We start from the raw sequence: 20,583 nt of genomic DNA, 5'->3' as shown, positions 1-20,583 counted from the left end.
AGCACATTTATGGCTGAAAGTATCATTGCTGCTAAGTCTTATAGTTTCGCTTTGCGGATGATTAAGTTGTATAAGCATCTGCAGAAAGAACAGCGGGAGTTTTATGTTTTGACCAAGCAAGTCTTGCGCAGCGGCACCTCTATTGGAGCCAATGTGGAGGAAGCATTGGGTAGTCCCTCTGGGGCTGATTTCAGAAATAAACTGACTATCGCTCTCAAAGAAGCCCGTGAAACCAGCTACTGGCTCAGACTTTTGAAAGACTCAGAGATTATATCTGTTACATCTTTTGACAGCGTGCACAATGACTGCCAAGAACTCATTAAAATCCTGAAGAGCATTATTCTCACTTCAAAGAAGAACGAAAAGAAGGAAATTACACCACCCACTCAGGACTCAGAACTCAAGACTCAGGACTAATACCAATCAGTTTCAACCAACATCAGACGTATCCCAACAATGGCAATATTATCAAAAGATCAAGCCCAGGCGCTCCTCAAAAAAGCCCTGAGCTACTCCAAAGCCGATGAGTGTGAGGTAAACCTCAGCGGCTACAAGGGCGGCAACATCCGCTACGCCCGCAGCACCGTTTCCACCAGCGGTGAGGAAGAAAACATGTCGCTGGCCGTGGAAGCCCGCTTTGGCAAGCGCTCTGGCGTAGCCACCATCAACGAGTTTGATGATGCCTCTTTAGAGAAAGTAGTGCGCCGCGCCGAAGAGGTGGCCCGCATTGCCCCGGAAAGCCCGGAGTACGTGCCCATGCTGGGACCGCAGAACTACCTGCCCAGCAACGCCTGGTTTAAATCCACGCATGACATTGACCCGGAATACCGGGCCAACGCCGCCGCCAAAAGCATGCAGCTCGCCGACAGCAAGAAACTGACCGCCGCCGGCTTCTGGGAAGACCGCAGTGGGTTCAGCGCCAAGATGAACTCTAAAGGTCTGTTCGCCTACAACCAAAGCTCGGGCGTAGATTTCTCCGTGACCATGCGTACGGCAGACGGCACCGGTTCTGGTTACGTGACCCGTGACGTGAGCGATGTTTCAAAACTGGACACTGGCGCCGCCTCTGAGATCGCCGCCCAGAAAGCCTTGACCTCTGTGAACGCCAAAGCCGTGGAACCTGGCAAATACACGGTCATTCTGGAGCCCACCGCCGCCGTAGATTTATTGCAGAACATGTTCCGGAGCATGGACGCCCGCTCTGCGGAAGAAGGCCGAAGCTTCCTGAGCAAACCCGGCGGCAAAATCAAGCTGGGCGAGAAAATGTTTGATGACCGCGTGAACATCACCTCTGACCCCACCAACCCAGAAGTTCCTTCCTCTACCTGGTCCGGTGACGGTCGTGCCCACGAGAAAGTGACCTGGATTGACAAAGGCGTGATCAAGAATATTCCGTATTCCCGCTTCTGGGCCGAGAAAAAAGGCGTGAAAGGTTTGCCTTCGCCGGGCGGTTTCATTATGGCCGGTGGCAACCAAAGTCTGGAAGACCTCATCAAAGGCACCCAAAAAGGCATTCTGGTGACGCGCCTGTGGTACATCAGAGCCGTTGATCCGCAGACCCTGCTCTACACCGGCCTCACCCGCGACGGAACCTTCTATATTGAGAACGGCAAGATCAAGCACCCTGTGAAGAACTTCCGCTTCAACGAGAGCCCGGTGATCATGCTCAACAACCTGGAGGCCCTGGGCAAGCCGCAGCGCATTGGCGGCAACCTGGTGCCCCCCATGAAGATCAGAGACTTCACCTTCACCAGCTTGTCTGACGCGGTATAAGACCTCACCCCAACCCCTCTCCCACGGAGAGGGGCTTTCTGTTTTTGGCGTGTTTTCTGGAAAGTAGGCCAAAAACGAAGTTAAGTTGTTTAATGCAAGACTAAATTAGCGTACACCTTTCAGGTTAACTCCCTCTTTTGTCATTCTGGAAGAATCTTGTGGGCCAACTAGAAAAGCGCTTAGTAAACGCTACTACCGCTCGCCCACAAGATTCTTCCAGAATGACAAATAGCGTTAGAAGTGCTTAGTTCAATGCCCACGCCTTTCACTTTCGCCCGCCTGCAATACCGCTCCGGCAACTGGGACACTGACCAGCGCATGCCTTCTAACCTGCTGCACTCGCTGGTGGAATATACCACCGTGCCCGTGGTGGAGCAGGAGAAGATTATCAATCTGGAAAGTACCGAACTCTTTAAATATCCCTTCTGCTACCTGAGTGGCCACAAACTGGTGCAGTTCAACGCCAAGGAGCGGATCAATTTTGAGAAGTATGTGCAGAACGGCGGCTTCGTGTTTGTGGACGATTGCAACCATGACATTGACGGTCTCTTCGCGCGGTCCTTTGAGGAACAGATGCGCGTCTGCTTCGGGCCGAAAGCGTTGAAGAAGATTCCCAATACCCACGCCCTGTACCGCTCCTTTTTTAAGTTTGAGGAAGGTCCGCCCACCACGTCTTTTGAGCTCAACGGCTGGGGCGATGACCTGGTACATGATTACCTCAAAGCCTATGAAGTAAACGGCCGCATTGCCGTGTTGTATAGCAACAAAGACTACGGCTGCGAGTGGGATTATGATTTCAGGAACAAGCGTTGGCTGGCCGAGGACAATACAAAGTTCGGGGTGAATATCCTGATGTATGCGCTCACCAGTTAATTCCGTTTAGAGCCTGTTTTTCCTAAAATAAGCCAAAAACGGCAAGTCATTTCAGAAACAATTATTGCCTAGCTATCAAAGATTCTTGACCAATGAAAAAATACCTACTCCTGGTTACATGCGTTATTTTATGGACACCGGCTTTCTCATGTTCCTGTGGAACTGCGGCTAACTTTATAAGAGCCACAAAAAAAGCGGATATTATTGCTTTGGTGAAAGTCCAAGAATACCAAGACTTCTTTATTTTATCAGCGGCAAGTCCAGAATCAAAAAAACAGTCCCTATCTACCAGAGTAGAAGTTATCCAACTCCTAAAAGGCAAAGAAGAGAGGAAAGAAGTAAAAATATCAGGAGATAATGGCATACTATGCAGACCTTATATTGATGTTCTAAAAAAGGATCAATACTATGTTGTTGGCCTATACAAGGGAAATAGTGAGCAAGGAGAGGACTATTATATTTCAATTTGTGGAGAGTACTGGATTAATTACAACCCAACTGATAAAACAGTGAAAGGATTAATTAAAGAACAGTCAAAAAAACCTAAAGCAATGCTCTTTACTGAATTACAAGCACTTATTGCAAAAGGTTAAAATTAAATTTATTCGGTTTATCAGTAGCTTAATTTCACAATCTGACATAGTGACCACCCAAGAAGTAACCCAGCTTTTAAACAAACTCCCCGCCCTACGGCAGGAAATAAGTAAAATCATTGTCGGTCAGCAGGAAGTACTGGACGAAGTGCTCATTACGCTGCTGGCGGGCGGCCACGGCTTGCTGGAAGGCGTACCCGGTCTGGCGAAAACGCTGTTGGTGCGCACCCTGGCCAGCGCCGTGGATTTGCCGTTCCGCCGCATTCAGTTCACCCCGGACCTCATGCCCACCGACATTCTGGGCACCGAAGTCTTAGAAGAGGACCACACTACCGGCAAGCGGTTCTTCCAGTTCAACGAAGGCCCCATCTTCGCCAGCATCGTGCTGGCAGATGAGATTAACCGGACGCCGCCCAAAACCCAGGCGGCGCTGCTGGAGGCAATGCAGGAGTTTGAGGTGACCTACGCAGGCAAAACGTACCCGCTACCGCGCCCGTTCTTTCTGCTCGCCACCCAGAACCCCATTGAGCAAAGCGGCACCTATCCCTTGCCCGAGGCGCAGTTAGACCGCTTCCTGCTCTACATCAAAATCAAGTACCCCACAGAACTGGAGGAAATCTCCGTCCTGAAAAGTACCACCGGCGGCAAGCGCGAAGCCGTTCAACCCATTCTGTCTGGCGACGAAATTCTGGCCCTGCAAAGCCTGGTGCGCGAAGTAAGTATTTCAGATGAATTAGTAGCCTACGCCGCCCGGATAGTGCGTGCTACCCGCCCCGCCGAAAGCTCGGTGCCCTTTGTGCAGGAATTTGTGCGGTGGGGAGCCGGTCCGCGCGCCGGGCAAGCGCTTATTCTCACCGCCAAGGCGCGCGCCCTGCTGCAAGGCCGCTTTGCTGTGACGTTACCAGATTTGCAGACGATGGCCTATCCTGTGTTACGGCACCGTGTACTCGTGAACTTCACCGCCGAGGCCGATCATATTACCACCGACAAAGTGGTGGAGGAACTGCTGAAAGGAGTGGAGCTGCCCAGGGAAGTACTGCGGTAGTTCAAATAACAGTTAGAGCGCATAAAGAAGGGAACCCTTGTTTATATGCCTGACAACCACCACTACAACAAGCACCTGAAGCCGCTCGCCAAAGTGCATCGGGCAGATTCTACCAAAGCCGAAATCAGGTTGTGGTGCGAATTACTGAGTAAAGGAAAAATGGGCGTTTCTTTTCTTCGGCAGCGCCCCATTGGCAATTACATTGCAGACTTCCTATGCAAAGAATTAAAGCTGATTATTGAAGTGGATGGTTATTCCCATAACTTCAAAACAGACGAAGACACAGCAAGAGATAAAGAACTAACTGCCCTCGGCTTTACTGTCCTTCGGTTTACCGATGCAGAAGTCATACATGACTTCCCCAACGTGCAACGAACTCTAGAAACCTGGATAGCAGAGAAGAAAGGAAACGCTTCAATGTAAATGCTTCTGCACGCATTCCGTCCCCCTTTGAAGGGGGTAGGGGGATGATTACTCGTGCCGAGCTCCGCATTCCCGAAGCGGATTATTTATTTTTCAGCATTGAATAAATCAGTTCTAACTTCAGCGGCCCTTGTCATCCCCCTACCCCCTTCAAAGGGGGACGGAAAAGTACCTAAATTAAGCCAACTATGCCCCACCGCCTGCTCAACCCACAGACGTTTGCCGCGATCAAAGACCTGCGCCTCATTGCCAAGGCGGTGGTAGATGGGTTCTTGCTGGGGCAGAACCAGAGCATTAGGCGGGGGGCGGGCATTGAGTTCGCGCAGTACCGCAGCTATCAACCCGGCGATGATCTGCGGCAGCTGGACTGGAAGATGTTCGCGCGGTCAGACCGGTACTACATCAGGGAATCTGAGGTGGACAGCAGTGTGGCCGTGCGGTTTGTGGTAGATGCCAGCGGCTCTATGGCGCACCAAGACGGCACTCTCACCAAGTTGGACTATGCCCGTTTTCTGGTGGCAGCCCTGGCCTACCTGGCCACTCAACAGGGCGATGCCGTAGGATTGTTCGTGCTCCAGGAAAACCAGCTGGTACAACTAGCGCCGCAGCAAACGAGCCAGCACCTGCAACGGTTCTTCCATCAGCTGGAGCACGTGAAACCTACTGGCTCCTTCCCCGCCCCCGACCGTTTAGCGCCTGTTTTCGCGAAAAAACGGCAAAAGGAGATCACCGTCCTCATCACTGATATGTACGAGCAGGCATCTGAGATTTCTGAAACGCTGCGCAAGCTGGGGGCCCGCGAGAAAGACACGCTCCTGTTCCACCTCATGGGTCAGAACGAACTGGAGTTTTCTTACCAAGGTCAACTCAGCTTTCAGGATTTGGAGACCGGGCAAACGGTGCAGGTGAACGCAGAAACTCATCGTGAAGCTTATTTACAGAACCTGCAAACCTGGCTCCGCACCCTAGAAACCGACACCCGCAAAAATCAAATACATTACGAGCGCTTCCACCTGCATGAACCGCTGGACAAAGCGCTAAGAGCGTTTCTGCAAAGCCGCGCCAGGCAATAAGGAAGGAGTTCTGAGTCTTGAGTCCTAAGTTCTGAGTGGAATTCAGTTTAGGGGCTCTTTTTCCAAAAACAGGGCAAAAACGGATGCTTCTTCGGCAGAAATTTCTTCTTCTAGGTACACCTTCGTCCCCCTTTGAAGGGGGTAGGGGGATGACTACTCGTGCTGAGTCACTCATGCAGAATTACGCATTCCCGAGAATCATCTATTCTTTTACTTTAAGCTGAAGGTTCTTCAACCGCCCTTATCATCCCCCTACCCCCTTCAAAGGGGGACTGCTCGGGAATGCGCATAAAAATATTTTATCAAACCTCCGGCAACAGCGCCTGCTCCAATGACCTCGTAGCGTCCGGAGGACCTGCGAGCGTCTGCGCCAATTCCTGTTTTTGGCACCATTTCCGAAAAAGGGCCGCTAAACAGAAATCTTGCTGCCTATCTTTACCCCAACATTCACCCATTCACTCCATCACATACTCACTCATTACATGACAGGCTACTTTGGCATAGGCATTTTTATGCCGAAGAACGAGACCAACATGGGCACCTTGTGGCGGTCGGCGGCTATTTTGGGCGCGAGCTTTATCTTCACCATCGGCAAGCGCTACAAGAAGCAGAGCACCGACACCAACAAGAGCTGGACCGAGATTCCGCTGTACCATTATACAGATTTTGAGGATTTCTTTCGGCACTTGCCGTACAGCTGCCAACTGGTGGCCGTGGAACTGGACGAAAAAGCCGTGCCGGTAGAGCAATTCCAACACCCAGAGCGCTGCGTGTACCTGCTGGGCGCCGAAGACCACGGTTTGCCGCCTACCGTCCTCGCCAAGTGCCACCACCTGGTACAGCTGCCCGGCGAAACGTCTCTGAACGTGGCCTCGGCGGGAACGGTGGTGTTGTATGACCGTCACCTCAAAAGCGCCTTAGTGAAACAGCTGTAAAAAGCCTTCGTCCCGAAGGAACTCAGGTAGAAATGAGGCTGATGGCAGCTATCACCACCAACGGAGGGTAGGATCTGCACAGGTGGCAGGTAAATGTCCCCTCTTTGGAGAGGTAGGGTGGGTTAAGATGGACGGCAAATCTCATCACTGGAGGCAAATAGTACCGCTCAAGCAGTAGGAATTCTGCCCAATCCCGTTTATCTTTCCTTTTCCAGACCAGGCCCGTCTTGTGTCTTTTGTCTTACGTCTTGTGTCTAAAAAGTAGCTTTGTTCCAGTTTCTCAATCCGGTTTGGTTATGGGCGATGGCCAGCGTGGCGGTGCCCATTGCCATTCATTTATGGAACAAGCGGCAGCCCAAGACCGTGCAGGTGGGCAGCATTCGGTGGCTGCAACCCTCAGAAAGCCGAAAGCTCAGCAGTCTGCGCCTCACCCAGCCCTGGCTCCTGCTCCTGCGGTGCCTCCTGCTTCTGCTGCTGGCGCTGGTTCTGGCCCAACCGCAGTTCAAGCGCCAAGTGCCCGCCGTCCCAGAGAAACACGCCTATCTGCACCCTGCGCTGTTCCAGGCCAACGCCTTGCCTCTGGTAGCCGCCACCGTAGATTCACTGGCGCAAAAAGGTTGGCAAATCCACACATTGCAGCCGGGTTTCCCCGCGTTGCCGCTGAACCAGGAGAATTCAATCCAGAAATTCCAGTCAGATTCTTTGGTGGCAGATACCACCAACGCCTGGGCCATGCTTCGGGTACTCAACAGAAGCCTCCCTTCCCACGCCCACGCCTGGATTTTCACCTCAGACTTGCTGCGGCACCACCGCGGCAAGTACCCCCAGCTGCGCCCTAACTTCAAATGGGTTCCCGTGCCCGTGCCGCAAACCAATGTCTGGCTGCAAGAGGCTTACTACACCAGTAAAGGCCAGCTGCGGTTGCAGTTCGGGCGGAGCGATGCCCAGGAAGTCACGTTTCTGGAACGAACGGTAGCCAAACCCGCGCCCGGCCAAACCCTCTCGGTGCCTGACTTGCCTGCCGTTAAATTTTCGGCGCACGCCGAGGCGGATTCCCTCACCCTGCAAGGCGGAGCCCGAAACACCATACCGCTGGCCAAAGAACCCTTGCGTGTGCTGGTGCGCTACGCTAAATCCCGGCAAGCCGATGTCAAATACCTGCGGGCGGCTCTGCAAACGGCGCTAGAATACCGCGGTGTCGCATTTGAGTTGACTGTTTCCGGAGAGCCGCAGCCGCTGCCCACCGTCGCGCCCAACTGGGTTTTCTGGTTCACCGATGAACCGCTGGCTCCGTTTTTGGCCCGTTTTCCCAAAAACAGGCTAAAAACGCTGCAAGACGCCCCAGCCTCCGCCCGCGTGCAGAAAAGTGAAAGCTGGCTTCAGATACCGGGCCTCGCAGCACACGTGCCTTTGCACCAGCGCACCCAAGCCCCAGAAAACCCCACGGCCCAGGTTCTGTGGCAAGACGGCTACGGCCACCCCATGCTCACGCAGCAGCTAGATTCGCTCCAGACGCATTACCGTTTCTACAGCCGCTTCCACCCCACCTGGAGCGCCCTCCCCGATAATGGCCAGTTCCCCGAACTGCTCCTGCGTCTGCTCTTTCCTGAGAACACCGCCTGGCAAACGTTCTATGACACCCGCACTCTTCCCCAAGAGCTAGAACAGCCACGGGCGTTTAGCGGCTCTTTTTCAGAAAACAGCCCGAAAACGGAAGAAGTACTGGATTTGAAACCGTGGCTGGTGGGATTGCTGGCGTTGCTGTTGGCGGTAGAGCGGTGGTTGGCGGGGAGGGGGAGTAAACCAAAACAGGCCACAATATGAAATACCTCCTCACGTGCCTAATCTTGTTTTTAACTGTTGAGGCATCTGGTCAATCTACAGTGGAGCAATTGCCGTCTAGTGCTTCTACTTCTACATGGTGGGACACTAAAAAAGTCAAACCCCGCGTGGCACTTGGATATCAAAAGTCGTTTTTTACTGAAGTGGGAGTTGCGAAGCATTGGTCAGGCGGTGATATGGTTATCCCTCGCTCTACAGCACTATACTCTTCACTGGAATGGGCGCCCTCTAGCACAGGTAGCGTTTACGGTATTAAAGTTGGAGCTGAAACAATTAGCGGCATGGGTATCGGCGGGTTAGAGGTGAAATATCAATCTAATTTAAAAGTTGATGATATTGTGATAACCCCCAAACTTGGGCTTAGCTTATTGGGTTCATTAAGCATTTTCTACGGCTACAATATCTCTATCAACAAATCACCTTTTGACCATGTTGGAAGGCACCAGTTTTCTCTAGCTTTGCTCTATGACAAGTCAGATTGGAAGGATATCTTTTGAACAATGACGTCATTTAACCTATTCTCCTTTTGTCATCCTGAAAGGATCTTTTGAGCGAACTAGAAAAGCTTAGAATAACTGCCATTACCGTTCGCCCACAAGATCTTTTCCAAGATGACAAGCAGAGAGAACTTAATAACTGACGTTACACTAGATGGTATAGAACGCAGACCTTTTTAAGATTTTATGAGTTATCTGATCGTCCCCCTTTGAAGGGGGTAGGGGGATGACAAGGCTATGAGAAGAACCATAAGCTTAAAGCAAAGGAATGAAAAGATGAATTTCGGGAATGGATAACGCTGCATGAGTGGCCCAGCACGAGTAGTCATCCCGGGCCTTCAAAGGGGGACGATCAGATAAAGTGCGTAACGTCAATTAATAAAAAGTAACTTACAGAGACCTTAATAACCCCTTGAACCACCCCACCTCCCATACCGCCCCAACTGCCACGGTCCTGCAACACGTGCGGGCGCAGTACCTTCAGAAGAAGGCGTGGCTGTATGCGCTTCAGGCGGTGGCGGTGGGGCTGCCCTTGGCGATGTGGGCGTATAGAAGTTGGCAGCATGGAACCGGGGAAGCCAGCATAGGCGCGGGCATTTTAATTGTGCTCAGCATCGGGTTTCAGGTGGTGCGGTGGCGGGAGGTGCGCAAGAAAACCAGCCTACTGAAAGTGGCCCAGCACCTGAATCGGAAGTACCCGCAGCTGGAGGAAAGCGCGGAACTGCTGTTGCAGCCTGAAACGGAATTGGGTTTGCTGGCCAACCTGCAGCGGAAACGGACGGCAGAAACGGCCACACAGATTTCCACCGCCGAAGCCTCTCAGGTGAACTTCCGAAACGGTTGGCTGATGTTTTTGGCGGGGCTGATTCTAGCGGTCATTATCTGGTTTGTGCCGGCGCTTGTCACTATACAGCCCTCGGCGGAGCCGTTGCCAGAAGAAACTACTACCAATGTCAATGCGCCCGTGGCCCAGCTGAAGGCCATTTTACCCGCCATAGAGCAGATGCACGTACGCATTTCGCCGCCCGGCTATACGCGCAAAGATCGCTATGCCGTCACCACGCCCTCGTTCAAGGCTGAAGTGGGCGCAAAGGTGGAATGGACGTTGCAGACGAATCAACCTGTCAAATCATTGCAGTTGGTGTTGGGTAACCAGAAACCTGTTCCGCTGAGGGCGGTGGCGGGGCAGGCGCATACGTACTCCGCCGCTATTACCGTAACGCAGTCCACGCTGTACCACCTCCAAGTGAACGGCCAGAACTCTGATTTTTATTCCATAGAGGCCATTCCAGACGAGGCACCCGTTCTCACCGTGAAGAAACCAGCACAGTACACCGAGATTCTCTTTGGGGAGCCGCAGCGGGTGACGGTGCAGGCCACCTTGCAGGATGATTACGGCCTCAAAACGGCAGATTTGGTAGCCACGGTGGCCAAAGGCGAGGGCGAGGCCGTCAAGTTCAGGGAGCAGCGCATTCCGTTGCGGGTGTCGTTCAACGGGCAGCCGCGGCAGGTGCAACTGAACCAGACCCTGAACCTGCAGCAACTGGGCATGACCTACGGCGATGAGCTCTATTTCTACCTGCAGGCCTACGACAACCACCGCGGCTACACCCGCACCGAGGCGTTTCTGGTGGAGATTGAAGACACTACCATTGTGGAAACCATGGACGAGCTATCGCTGGGTGTGGCCCCTAATCCCGAGTATTTCCGGAGCCAGCGGCAGATTATCATTGATACCGAGAAACTGATTCAGGAGCAGAAAAGCCTTACCCAGCCTGTTTTCGCGGAGCGGTCCAACAACATCGGGGTGGACCAGAAACTGCTCCGGCTGCGCTACGGCAAGTTCCTGGGCGAGGAATTTGAGTCGAACATCGGCGCAGCCGCCCTACCGGAAGGTTTAGCCGAAGGCCACAGCGCAGATGACGGCCACGACCATTCGCCTAAGAAAGGCGAGAGTGAGCACCAGACCCAGATGAACGAACTGCTGGACCCGTACCTGCACAAGCATGACCAGGAAGAAGCCGCCACCTTCTTTGAGCCCGCCATCAAAGCCCAACTCAAAGGCGCACTGGCCCAAATGTGGGAGGCTGAGCTAAGACTGAGAACGGCGCGGCCGAAAGAAGCCCTTCCGTTTGAGTACAAGGCGCTCAGAATGCTTAAAGACGTGCAGCAGAAATCACGGGTGTACGTGAAGAAAAGCGGGTTTGAACCGCCGCCGCTCAAAGAACCCGAGAAGCGCCTCACCGGCGACCTGAGCAAAGTGCAGACCGTGGCGCTCAGTCGGGAAGAAAAGCCCGAGGCTTCTTATCCCGTGGTTCGGGCGGCGCTGCAACGCGTGGAGAGCTTGAAACGAGGCACCAAACCGAAAGCAGACGATGCTGCGTTGCTGGAGCGGGCCGGGCAGGAGCTGGGCAAAGCCGCCGTGCGCGAGCCTGGGCAGTACCTAAAAGCCTTGCAGAAAGTACGTCACATAGTGCAGGATATTCGGGCGCAGCAGGCCGTTTGTGCAGACTGTCTCCTGCGCGTGGAAAGTGCGCTACACCGTTTTTTGCCTGTTTCTGAAAAAAGAGCCGCTAAACGCACTTCGCCTGCTACTGAGAAAAATTTAGCCCAAGACTATTTTAACCGCTTAGATTGACCGTGAACCTTCCGCTGCCGCTTGTTCTTTCTTTGGCGCTCCTGCTGGGCGCGTGGCTCACGTGGCTGGCCGTGCGCCGCGCTGACCGCAGGCGGCTGGTGGGACGGCTAGTGGCTTCTTGGGTAGCGGTGGCATGTCTGGCGCTGTTGGCTTCACCGCCTAAGATTACCCGTACCTACAGCGCCTCAGAAGCCATTCTGCTCACAGACGGTTATAGCCCAGATACCTTGCAAGCGCTGTTGAACCATCTGCAACCCAAGCCTCAGGTCTTCGCTTTTGAGACAGAGGCCGTTCAGGCTGAACCTATCACAGACTTTGCCGCTTTTAAGCAACAGCAACCCGCTGTGCAAACGCTGCATGTGCTGGGGCACGGTCTGGCGGAGGAAGAGTTGGCGAGTCTGTCTTCTTTGCGCTTGGTGCCGCACCTTTCGCCGTTGCCTGCGGGGGTGCTTTCGGCCTCCTGGCCGAAGAAAATCACGTTAGGCGAGCCGGTGCAGGTGCAGGGAATCTTCACTTCGCCAGAAAAACCGGTGACCCTTTATTTACAGGCGGCAGGCGGCAACCGTGACTCCATTGAAGTGAAGAAAGGAGCGGGGCAGGCGTTTCAATTGGCCTTCACGCCTAAAACCAGCGGGCAGTTTGTGTACCAGTTGCAGTGGCAGGAAGAAGATTCGCTCCGCCGGGAGGCTATTCCCGTTCTTGTGGAAGAGCCGCGCCCGCTGAATGTACTGCTGCTGTCCTCGGCACCGTCGTTTGAGGTAAAATTCCTGAAGAATGCACTGGCGCAGCAGGGGCATGGCGTGGCGGTACGGCAGGAGGTGAGCCAGAACATCTACCAAACTGAAACTATTAATCTCTCCAAACAGTCGCTGAACAGGTTAACGCCCGCTTTGCTCCAGAACTTTGACGTGGTGCTGCTGGAGGAGGCTACACTGCAAGGTTTAAGTGCGCAGGAGAAGCAGGCGCTGCAACAGGCGGTGCGGCAGCAGGGGCTCGGGATTCTGACTTGTTTTTCCCAAAACAGCGCCAAACCAATTCCTTTCTTCGCCGAGGCTGGTTTTAGGCTGATTTCAGAAAAACAGGCCAGAAACGCACCCGTTCGCTGGCGGGGGAACGCGTCAGCCCAAGCGGTTCTTCCGTTGCCGGGGGCAGTCTTGCAGCTATCCCAGGGGCAAAAGCCTCTGGCGTGGGGGCAGCACCTGCAGCAGGTGCTGGTGGCCTACGGCCGAAAAGGGCTTGGCCATGTGGGCGTGAGCCTGCTGCCCCAAACGTTCTCCTTAGCTTTAGAAGGGAAAGATGCTTTGTACCGCCAATACTGGTCACAGGTGTTGAACGCCCTGGCGAAACCTGAAGAAGGAGTACCTGCACCCGCTTTCCCTTCCCTTTCCCCGCAAAGGGTGGGGCAGGCAGTTCTGTTTAGCTCTGCCATTCCTGTCCATTCTTTACAGGTAGGCTCCCCCCCCTCTCTGGGTACTGTAATTTCAACGGCCTCTTCTGGTTCTCCCAGGAGCTTCCTGCACCAGTTCTTCCCTGACCAAAGCGGCTGGTTTATTTCCCCTCCAGGTCAGGACTCTATCCGTCCATTGTTTATCCATTCTGCTTCGACCTGGGCACGCCAGAACATACAGTTCCGGCACAGGCAACTTCTTGCCATAGCACAGAAAACAGATGCCCCTGCACCAATGCTAGCAATTCCAATCCAGGTGGAGATTCTGCTGTGGCCGCTATGGTTAGCCTTAGTAGGAATGCTGGGATTTCTATGGCTAGAGGAAAAATTCTGATTATTGTCTTTGGCTTATATCATTTTGCATTCCGCCACGTTAAAGGCTAAATTGTCCTTCTTAGCGTGAAATACCCGTGCTTTAACGAATTACCTGATTCTGCTGGCAAGACAAGCCTACCTTTGCCATAGCAACGGCTCTCACCAGCACAGCACAGCATCTTGAATATTAGCCCCTTACTAATTTCTGTATGAGACTTTCTCTACCCCCCTTTTTCGGCCTGCTTCTTTTTATCTGTTTTGTGCAGGTTGCTTCCCCTTTGGCAGCCTCTGCTCAAACCGTTACAAATTTTATTCAGACCCAACCCATACAGGGCTCCCCGTTTTGTGTTGGCAGCACTGTGACGGTTCCCTTCACCACAGATATTTCTTTTCCCGAAGGCAATGTGTTCACCGTACAGTTGTCTAGTACCACAGGAAGCTTTGCCACCCCCAGGTCTTTAGGTACTGCGGCTGGCACCGGGGCAGGTTCTATTCAGGTTACGCTGCCCACCAACTTAACTGCTGGCACTGGCTATAGAGTACGGGTAACTGCCTCCCAGGCCCCCAATGGGACCACGGTACTAGACAATGGCAGCAATCTAACCATTGGTGTACCACCGGCCACGCCCACCATCACGGCACCTGATATCTGCGCAGGAAGCACCCTTTCCTTAACCGCTAACAATGTCAGCGGCGCCACCTACACCTGGACCGGCCCTAACAATTTCGCGGCCAGTGGGAGAGTAGTCTCAATCCCCCAGGCAGAGACAACAGCCTCTGGGGTTTACACAGTGACCCTTAGCCTTAACGGTTGTTCTGCTACCGCCAGTAAAGAGGTCACGGTGAGGCCGGCAAGCGCCAATGCCGGACCAGACATTGTTACCTGTCCCGGGCAGTCTGTGCAGCTCACCGCAACAGGGGGCGTGAGTTACAGCTGGGCACCCAGCGCTACTTTGAATGACGCCACCATAGCCAACCCTATCGCTACGCCTGCTGCCACCACTACGTATACGGTGACCGTTACCAATGCCAACGGCTGTGTGCGCACAGACCAGGTACTAGTCACTGTAAGCCCGCTCCCCACTATTGCCATTGCCCCAGCCACACCCGCTGTCTGCCCCGGCTCCTCTGTCCAGTTGACCGCTTCTGGTGCGGTTTCATACTCCTGGAGCCCCGCCATTGGTTTGGATGACCCCACCAGTGCCACTCCTGTGGCCAGCCCTGCCCAAACCACTACATATACTGTAACCGGCACCTCTGCCGCAGGTTGCACGAACACAAGAACTGTAACCGTTACCGTTAAGGTACCCCCAGTGGCCAACGCCGGGTTTGACCGCACAATTTGCTCTGGCCAGGCCCTGGTTATTGGCAGTACCACCACCTCGTCTGGCACTTACTTGTGGGAGCCCGCTATCGGCTTGTCCAGCGCCACTACCAAAACCCCCACCCTCACCCTGGTGAACAATACGGCCCAGCCTGTCAGCCACACCTATAAATTGACGGTGATCTCAAACGGCTGTGTCTCTACAGATGAGGTAGTGATAACAGTTAGCCCGGCAGTGCAGGCCAATGCCGGGCCAGATGTAGCCATCTGTGCGGGAGGCAGCACCCAGCTAAACGCCACCGGCGGCACCGTTTACAGATGGAACCCAACGACCAACCTGAGTGACCCCAACAGCCCCACCCCGGTAGCCTTCCCTACGGCTACCACGCGGTATATTGTCACCATTACCAATGCTGAAGGCTGTAGCCGGAATGACACCGTTTTTGTCAATGTAAATCCACTGCCTGTGGTCACGGTAACTCCTGCCGCTCCCTCTATTTGTGTGGGTTCTTCTGTTCAGCTACAAGCCACTGGCGCTGTCACCTACCAATGGAGCCCGGCAGCAGGATTGAGTAATCCGGCCATAGCCGACCCGGTGGCGTCACCTACAGAAACAACCACCTATACCGTTACCGGCTATTCTGCCACAGGCTGCGCCAGTGTTTCCAAAACAGTGACCGTAAAAGTGAACCCTTACCCCATTGCGAATGCTGGCCCTGACAAAGTAGTTTGCTCCCGGCAGAGCACCACTATTGGCGCCCCTGCAGTTTCTGGCTATACCTACTCCTGGTCACCTGCCCTTGGGCTTTCTAATGCCAAGGCAGCAAACCCTACTCTAACGTATCCTGGGGATAACCTCCAACCCATAACCGTAGAATATACACTTACCGTGACTGCCAATGGGTGCTCCTCATCAGATGTGGTGCAGATTACCGTCAACCCCACCGCGTATGCCGGGCCTGCTGTTGCTATCTGCCAAGGAGCAAGTACGCAGTTGCAGGCAACCGGAGGTATTACCTATAGCTGGAGCCCGGCCACGGGGTTGAGCAACCCTACAATTGCCAACCCTATTGCTTCGCCTACGGCCACTACCACTTACACCGTAACCGTTACAAACCCTAATGGCGTCTGCAGTACCACTTCATCTGTACGGGTTACGGTCAATGCCCCGCCTACGGTCACTGCCACCGCTTCTTCGTCTACGGTCTGCGCCGGTAGCCCTGTCACCCTTACGGCTACCGGGGGTACCAGCTACTCATGGTCTCCGGCAACAGGGCTTAGCAACCCTACCAGCGCCACCCCTACCGCTACCCCTTCGGCTACCACTACGTACACGGTAACCGCCACAGATGCCAGAGGCTGTTCTAATACGGCAAGTGTAACGGTAAATGTCACCACTGCCACGGCCACCATTCAGGCAAGCGGGCCTACCACCTTTTGTCCCGGTGGAAGTGTTACGCTCACAGCATCACCAGGTACTGCGTACTTATGGAGTACTGGCGCCACCACCCCTTCCATCACCGTAAATACAGAAGGATCTTACACAGTGAGGGTCTCTAACTCTGCAAATTGCCAGGTAACCTCTGCCCCTACCGTAGTGACTGTGTCTGCGGCCCCGGTTGCCACCATTCAGGCAAGCGGGACTACGGCTTTGTGCTCTGGGGCCAGTGTCACGTTAACGGCCTCGCCTGGCTCCTCCTATTTATGGAACACAGGTGCCACCACCCCTTCCATCACCGTAAGCACGGCTGGTTCTTATTCAGTTACAGTGACCAATGGCTCTAACTGCCAGGCTACTTCTACCCCGGTTGTGGTGACTTCTTCCGGTGGCCCAGCGGTTAGCTTTGCCCCTGTTGGGAACATCTGTAAGGACCGCAGTACGTTTGCCTTGACAGGAGGGGCGCCTGCAGGAGGCACATATAGTGGCCCGGGGGTAAGCAACAATCAGTTTAGCGCGGCTGTGGCAGGTGTTGGGGTACACACTCTCACTTACACTTATACCTCACCTGAGGGTTGTTCTAACACAGCCACCCAAACCATCACGGTAGAAAACTGCCTGAGCGCGGCCGATGAGTTGCAAGCGGCCTCTTTGAATGTGTATCCTAACCCGGCCACGTCAGAATTAACGGTCTCTGTTAAGCTCCTCAAAAAGGAAAATATCCTGGTGCGGTTAACTGATTTGCGGGGCAAGGTGGTATATGAAACCATTTCTGCGGCCCCGGCGGGAGACTTCCGGCAGACCATTCCTGTCCAAACGTTACCGGCAGGCATGTACCTTCTCCAGTACCGGGCAGCAGGTGCCTCAACCTCCAGAAAAGTGGTTATCACCAGATAGATTCACCTTCTCTACTAAAACAGCAACGCCAGGCAAATTGCCTGGCGTTGCTGTTTTAGTGATGTTTTGATCTCCTTATGCGGAGAAGCGCAGCCGTTAGAAAAGGAGCTTGCCCCAGAGCGCAAAGGTGGTGCCAAGCAGCAGACGAGCACTTCGCTTTCCTGAGCGCGTTCTCTTAGCCCCGTTAATTAATGCCTGCCATCTCCTGTCTGTGATTGCCTTAGTTGACCAAGAGTACTTCCCTGCTGTACCCACTCACCTTCAGCCAACCCTTCTTTCGCAGCAAAAGTGAACTTCCTGATTTTAGCCTAAAGGAAAGGATAACGGACGCTTTAAAGGTTGCTGTTAAACAGTCGGCTCCCGTTTTTGGCCTGTTTTTGTAAAAACAGGCCAAAAACGGGAGCCGACTGTTCTCTACCTTGTATGGGATTAGCGTAAAATCTTGAATTCGGTGCGCCGGTTGAGCTGATGGTCTTCTTCTGAGCAGGAGACCCCATCTTTACAACGGTTCAGGAGTTTGGTCTCCCCATAGCCTTTCGCGATGATGCGTTTAGGCGCTATGCCTTTTGAAAGGATGTATTTCACCGCGGCAGCTGCCCGCATTTGGGAGAGCATCTGGTTGTATCTGTGTGACTGACGGCTGTCTGTGTGAGAGCTCAGCTCAATTCGCACCTCAGGGTTATCCTGCAGCATGGCCACCACTTTATCCAGTTCTAAAATTGCCTCTGGGCGTAAATCATACTTGTCCAGGTCATAATAAATGTTCTCAATCCTGATAGGAATGTTAGGCGTGCTTCGGTTGAGCACCATCTCCATTTCTACCGTATCTGTGACTTTTCTACAGTCTGGGGCCACCAGAATGGTCTGGTTGAGGTACCCGCGCTTACTGCCTTTGATCGTGTAAACAGTGTTCGCCTTAACCGGGAAATAAAATTCTCCCTTCTTATTTGAAACAACCTGGATTATCTGGGCAGAGTCTGGCCCCTTCACAGAGACGGTCAGTTTCACGCCTTCTACAGAAGTTTTTTCAGTACGGCCCTTCTTATCTGTTACTTTCACAAAGGTAACGCCAGAAAGGTTGCAAGGAATGTACTTCGGTTCAAAACGGTAGATGTTGTCTGACCCTTTATCAGATTCCCGGTTGGAGGAGAAAAAGCCGTTTTTGCCGTCTTTTTCATAAATTAAGCCAAAATCATCACGGGGCGAGTTGAAGGGATAGTAGAGATTGCTGATCTCCTTCCACTCATTTTTGCTCCCTACGGCTGAAAAGATGTCCAGCCCCCCCATGCCAATGTGCCCATCTGAGGAAAAGTACAGCTTTCCGCTGGCGTCTACTACAGGGAACACCTCTTTCCCGGGCGTATTGACGGCGGGGCCGGCGTTCACCGGTTTTGACCATGATCCCCCCACCCGCTCACTGAAATATATGTCTGTCTCGCCGTATCCGCCGGGCATGTCAGAGACAAAGTACAGGATCTGGCCGTCTGGGGAAAGGGCCGGGTGCCCCAACGAATACTGCTCTGCCTGGTTATGCGGGAAAGGCTGGGCCTCTTGCCATTTGCCGTTCCTAAGGGTGGCGCTGTAGATCTCCAGCTTGTTGATGAACTTGTCATTTTTGGAGTATTTCTGCCAACTACTGCCACCGGCTACCTCTTCTGGGAGCACTTTGTTTTTCACCTGCATGGTACGGGTAAAGAATATTTCACTAAAGTTGCCGGTGAAGGTGGCAGTTGCGTTGTGGTACTCACTGTTTATATTCTTATCCAGGAGCTTTGGCTCTCCCCATTGGTTTTCCCCTTTACGGGGGGCATAGTAAAGTTGCAGGTAGGGCGTACCTGTCCAGCCATAGACTTTCTGGTCTTTTGCCCCTACCCGGTCAGACGAAAACACGATTCCCTGTTGAAAGAAAGCGGGGCTGAAATCTGCATAGCCAGAGTTTAGCGCCTCTTCTTGTTTTACCTCAAAAGCCATGGGTCTGTCAATCCAGGCCATGGCCCAGTCACAGCCTTTAGCAAGCCGCAGGGCCTCTGTTTTTCTGGCCGGCTCCCGTTCAGCAAACTGGAGGTAGTACTGTTTAGCCGTGACATAGTCTCCATTCTGCTTACTTGCCTCTGCCAGATAAAAGAGGTTGGCGGGGGGGTACTCAGGAAAGGCCAGGACCTGCCTGTACCAAAACTCGGCTTCCTTGGGCTGGTTCATAAAGCGGTAGCAGTGGGCCACCCTTTCCACCAGGGACAGGGTAGGCTGGCTCTTCTCCAGGATGTCTTTATATTTTTCCAGGGCCAGCGCGTACTCAAAATCAGAGAAGTGCTTATCGGCTTGCCGGGTATCTGTCTGGGCAGTTGCCACCAGAGACGTGAGCCCGCAGCTTATCAGTAACACCAACAGGAGGAATACGGTCTTCACAGACAAGGCACGTGTCTCAAATTCAAAAGGACTCAGGTACGTGTGGTTTTCTCTCATTTTCTCAAAACCAGGTCAGAAACGAACTGGACAAAAATTATTAGAAATAACGGGGGGTTAACATTCTGCCATACACACTCTTCAGGAAGTAATACCCTACTGAGATTTCATGGCTGGAGTAGTTGGTGAGATCTCCTACTGAAAAATCATACGAATACCCAAAGCGTAATCTTGGGGTGGCATATATCTCCACAATGCCAGCAATGGCATTGCCTAAGCGGGAGTTAGGGTTATAGGTATCACTGTTCAGCAGGTTGACGGTTGTCCGGAAGGACCCTCCCAGCCAGATGCGCTCCTGAAACAGCAGAAAAGCATTAAGGTCTATGGCAGCGGGGCCGCTGAAGTCTTCTTTTAACAAAAAGCTGGGTTTGAATTTCAGGCTTTTATTGAGGTCTATCACGCCCCCCGCAGTAAGGAACAGGTGGGGAGTGGGTGCCACCGGAATGTCATTTTTATAAAAGAAGAGATTTCCCAGGGAAGCTCCCACATAGAAGAGGTTGCTGTACAGGTACGCGCCTACTTTTGCGGTAGGTCTGAACGCCCGCTCTATACCGTAAGGAATTGCCTGGTCATCCCGTTCTGCCGGGGTGAGTTTGGTGCCGTCTAGCACCTGTTGCGCAGCTCCCAGGGCTATTCCCACAGCCACTCTGGTCTTTCTGTTTAGCTGAATGTGCGCGGCCATGTTCCCTGAAACTTCTGTGTACCGCTGGGCTCCCAGCCTGTCATGCGAGACAACCACTCCACCGGCCAGTGTTTTGTTCAGGTTACCGTCAAAGCTAACGGTCTGACTGAGTGGCGCTCCGTCAAAGCCGGTCCACTGGCTTCTGAAGGAACCACTGAAGCTTGTTACCCCTTTGCTCCCCGCATAGGCGGGGTTTAAAAGCAGCCCGTTGAACATATACTGGGTAAACTGTGGGTCCTGCTGGGCGCGTGCTTTCTCCCCAAAGGAGAGAAGCACCGCCATCAGCAAAACTGAAATACATAAACTCTTCTTCATTCTCTTATTC

At 53.2% G+C, this 20,583-nt stretch carries 15 protein-coding genes; 13 read left to right on the top strand and 2 right to left on the bottom strand.

The features are described from left to right. Window positions 1-9: 9 nt before the first annotated feature. The 13 genes from FHS90_RS04070 to FHS90_RS04010 all read left to right on the top strand — a co-directional run bounded on the left by FHS90_RS04070 (window position 10) and on the right by FHS90_RS04010 (window position 17,113). Window positions 10-417: a four helix bundle protein gene (locus FHS90_RS04070; RefSeq protein ID WP_123131783.1), complete on the top strand. Its 408-nt coding sequence runs from the start codon at window positions 10-12 to the stop codon at window positions 415-417. Between the two features lie 39 nt (window positions 418-456). Continuing rightward, the gene (locus FHS90_RS04065) at window positions 457-1,773 is read left to right on the top strand and encodes a TldD/PmbA family protein (RefSeq protein WP_182511947.1); all 1,317 of its coding nucleotides are present in this window, start codon (window positions 457-459) and stop codon (window positions 1,771-1,773) included. A gap of 252 nt (window positions 1,774-2,025) precedes the next feature. Beyond that, window positions 2,026-2,646, top strand: coding sequence for a DUF4159 domain-containing protein (locus FHS90_RS04060; protein ID WP_182511945.1), 621 nt, complete (start codon window positions 2,026-2,028; stop codon window positions 2,644-2,646). A 92-nt stretch (window positions 2,647-2,738) separates the two neighbouring features. Further along, a complete protein-coding gene (locus tag FHS90_RS04055) occupies window positions 2,739-3,239 on the top strand; it encodes a hypothetical protein (protein WP_182511943.1) in 501 nt (166 codons plus the stop codon). Between the two features lie 49 nt (window positions 3,240-3,288). Continuing rightward, entirely contained in the window at window positions 3,289-4,284 is a 996-nt protein-coding gene (locus FHS90_RS04050) for an AAA family ATPase (protein ID WP_182511941.1), read from the top strand. 45 nt (window positions 4,285-4,329) lie between these two features. Next, window positions 4,330-4,707 (top strand): endonuclease domain-containing protein, encoded by a 378-nt coding sequence (locus FHS90_RS04045; RefSeq protein ID WP_182511939.1) that lies wholly within the window; start codon window positions 4,330-4,332, stop codon window positions 4,705-4,707. Window positions 4,708-4,895: 188 nt separating this feature from the next. Next, window positions 4,896-5,780: a DUF58 domain-containing protein gene (locus tag FHS90_RS04040; RefSeq protein WP_182511937.1), complete on the top strand. Its 885-nt coding sequence runs from the start codon at window positions 4,896-4,898 to the stop codon at window positions 5,778-5,780. Window positions 5,781-6,262: 482 nt separating this feature from the next. Next, entirely contained in the window at window positions 6,263-6,715 is a 453-nt protein-coding gene (locus tag FHS90_RS04035) for an RNA methyltransferase (RefSeq protein WP_182511935.1), read from the top strand. Between the two features lie 267 nt (window positions 6,716-6,982). Further along, window positions 6,983-8,539, top strand: a complete 1,557-nt coding sequence (locus tag FHS90_RS04030) for a BatA domain-containing protein (protein ID WP_182511933.1) — start codon at window positions 6,983-6,985, stop codon at window positions 8,537-8,539. Then, on the top strand, window positions 8,536-9,054 hold the full coding sequence (locus FHS90_RS04025; protein WP_182511931.1) for a hypothetical protein: 519 nt from the start codon (window positions 8,536-8,538) through the stop codon (window positions 9,052-9,054). The genes FHS90_RS04030 and FHS90_RS04025 overlap by 4 nt, the downstream gene beginning before the upstream one ends. A gap of 412 nt (window positions 9,055-9,466) precedes the next feature. Beyond that, window positions 9,467-11,692, top strand: a complete 2,226-nt coding sequence (locus tag FHS90_RS04020; RefSeq protein WP_182511929.1) for a DUF4175 family protein — start codon at window positions 9,467-9,469, stop codon at window positions 11,690-11,692. Continuing rightward, window positions 11,689-13,473, top strand: a complete 1,785-nt coding sequence (locus tag FHS90_RS04015) for a hypothetical protein (protein WP_182511927.1) — start codon at window positions 11,689-11,691, stop codon at window positions 13,471-13,473. Before FHS90_RS04020 ends, FHS90_RS04015 begins: the two co-directional genes overlap by 4 nt. A gap of 340 nt (window positions 13,474-13,813) precedes the next feature. Further along, a complete protein-coding gene (locus tag FHS90_RS04010) occupies window positions 13,814-17,113 on the top strand; it encodes a T9SS type A sorting domain-containing protein (protein WP_182511925.1) in 3,300 nt (1,099 codons plus the stop codon). A 429-nt stretch (window positions 17,114-17,542) separates the two neighbouring features. Here FHS90_RS04010 and FHS90_RS04005 read toward each other — a convergent pair whose 3' ends face one another. Next, window positions 17,543-19,576 carry an OmpA family protein gene (locus FHS90_RS04005; protein ID WP_082893791.1) on the bottom strand — a complete coding sequence of 678 codons (2,034 nt, stop codon included), beginning with the start codon at window positions 19,574-19,576 and terminating at the stop codon, window positions 17,543-17,545. Window positions 19,577-19,616: 40 nt separating this feature from the next. Next, window positions 19,617-20,573 carry a PorP/SprF family type IX secretion system membrane protein gene (locus FHS90_RS04000; RefSeq protein WP_066839025.1) on the bottom strand — a complete coding sequence of 319 codons (957 nt, stop codon included), beginning with the start codon at window positions 20,571-20,573 and terminating at the stop codon, window positions 19,617-19,619. Between the last annotated feature and the right edge of the window lie 10 nt (window positions 20,574-20,583).

This window comes from Rufibacter ruber, assembly GCF_014138425.1.
Classification (GTDB): Bacteria; Bacteroidota; Bacteroidia; order Cytophagales; family Hymenobacteraceae; genus Nibribacter; species Nibribacter ruber_C.
Note: the sequence above shows the minus strand (reverse complement) of the source record. Positions and strands in the feature narration are given on the sequence as shown.

What these genes read in the sequence shown, in the direction of transcription:
- FHS90_RS04035 (WP_182511935.1), top strand. Translation starts at nt 6,263, where the DNA reads ATGACAGGCTACTTTGGCATAGGCATTTTTATGCCGAAGAACGAGACC.
- FHS90_RS04065 (WP_182511947.1), top strand. Translation starts at nt 457, where the DNA reads ATGGCAATATTATCAAAAGATCAAGCCCAGGCGCTCCTCAAAAAAGCC.
- FHS90_RS04060 (WP_182511945.1), top strand. Translation starts at nt 2,026, where the DNA reads ATGCCCACGCCTTTCACTTTCGCCCGCCTGCAATACCGCTCCGGCAAC.
- FHS90_RS04025 (WP_182511931.1), top strand. Translation starts at nt 8,536, where the DNA reads ATGAAATACCTCCTCACGTGCCTAATCTTGTTTTTAACTGTTGAGGCA.
- FHS90_RS04055 (WP_182511943.1), top strand. Translation starts at nt 2,739, where the DNA reads ATGAAAAAATACCTACTCCTGGTTACATGCGTTATTTTATGGACACCG.
- FHS90_RS04070 (WP_123131783.1), top strand. Translation starts at nt 10, where the DNA reads ATGGCTGAAAGTATCATTGCTGCTAAGTCTTATAGTTTCGCTTTGCGG.
- FHS90_RS04040 (WP_182511937.1), top strand. Translation starts at nt 4,896, where the DNA reads ATGCCCCACCGCCTGCTCAACCCACAGACGTTTGCCGCGATCAAAGAC.
- FHS90_RS04005 (WP_082893791.1), bottom strand. Translation starts at nt 19,576, where the DNA reads ATGAGAGAAAACCACACGTACCTGAGTCCTTTTGAATTTGAGACACGT.
- FHS90_RS04000 (WP_066839025.1), bottom strand. Translation starts at nt 20,573, where the DNA reads ATGAAGAAGAGTTTATGTATTTCAGTTTTGCTGATGGCGGTGCTTCTC.
- FHS90_RS04045 (WP_182511939.1), top strand. Translation starts at nt 4,330, where the DNA reads ATGCCTGACAACCACCACTACAACAAGCACCTGAAGCCGCTCGCCAAA.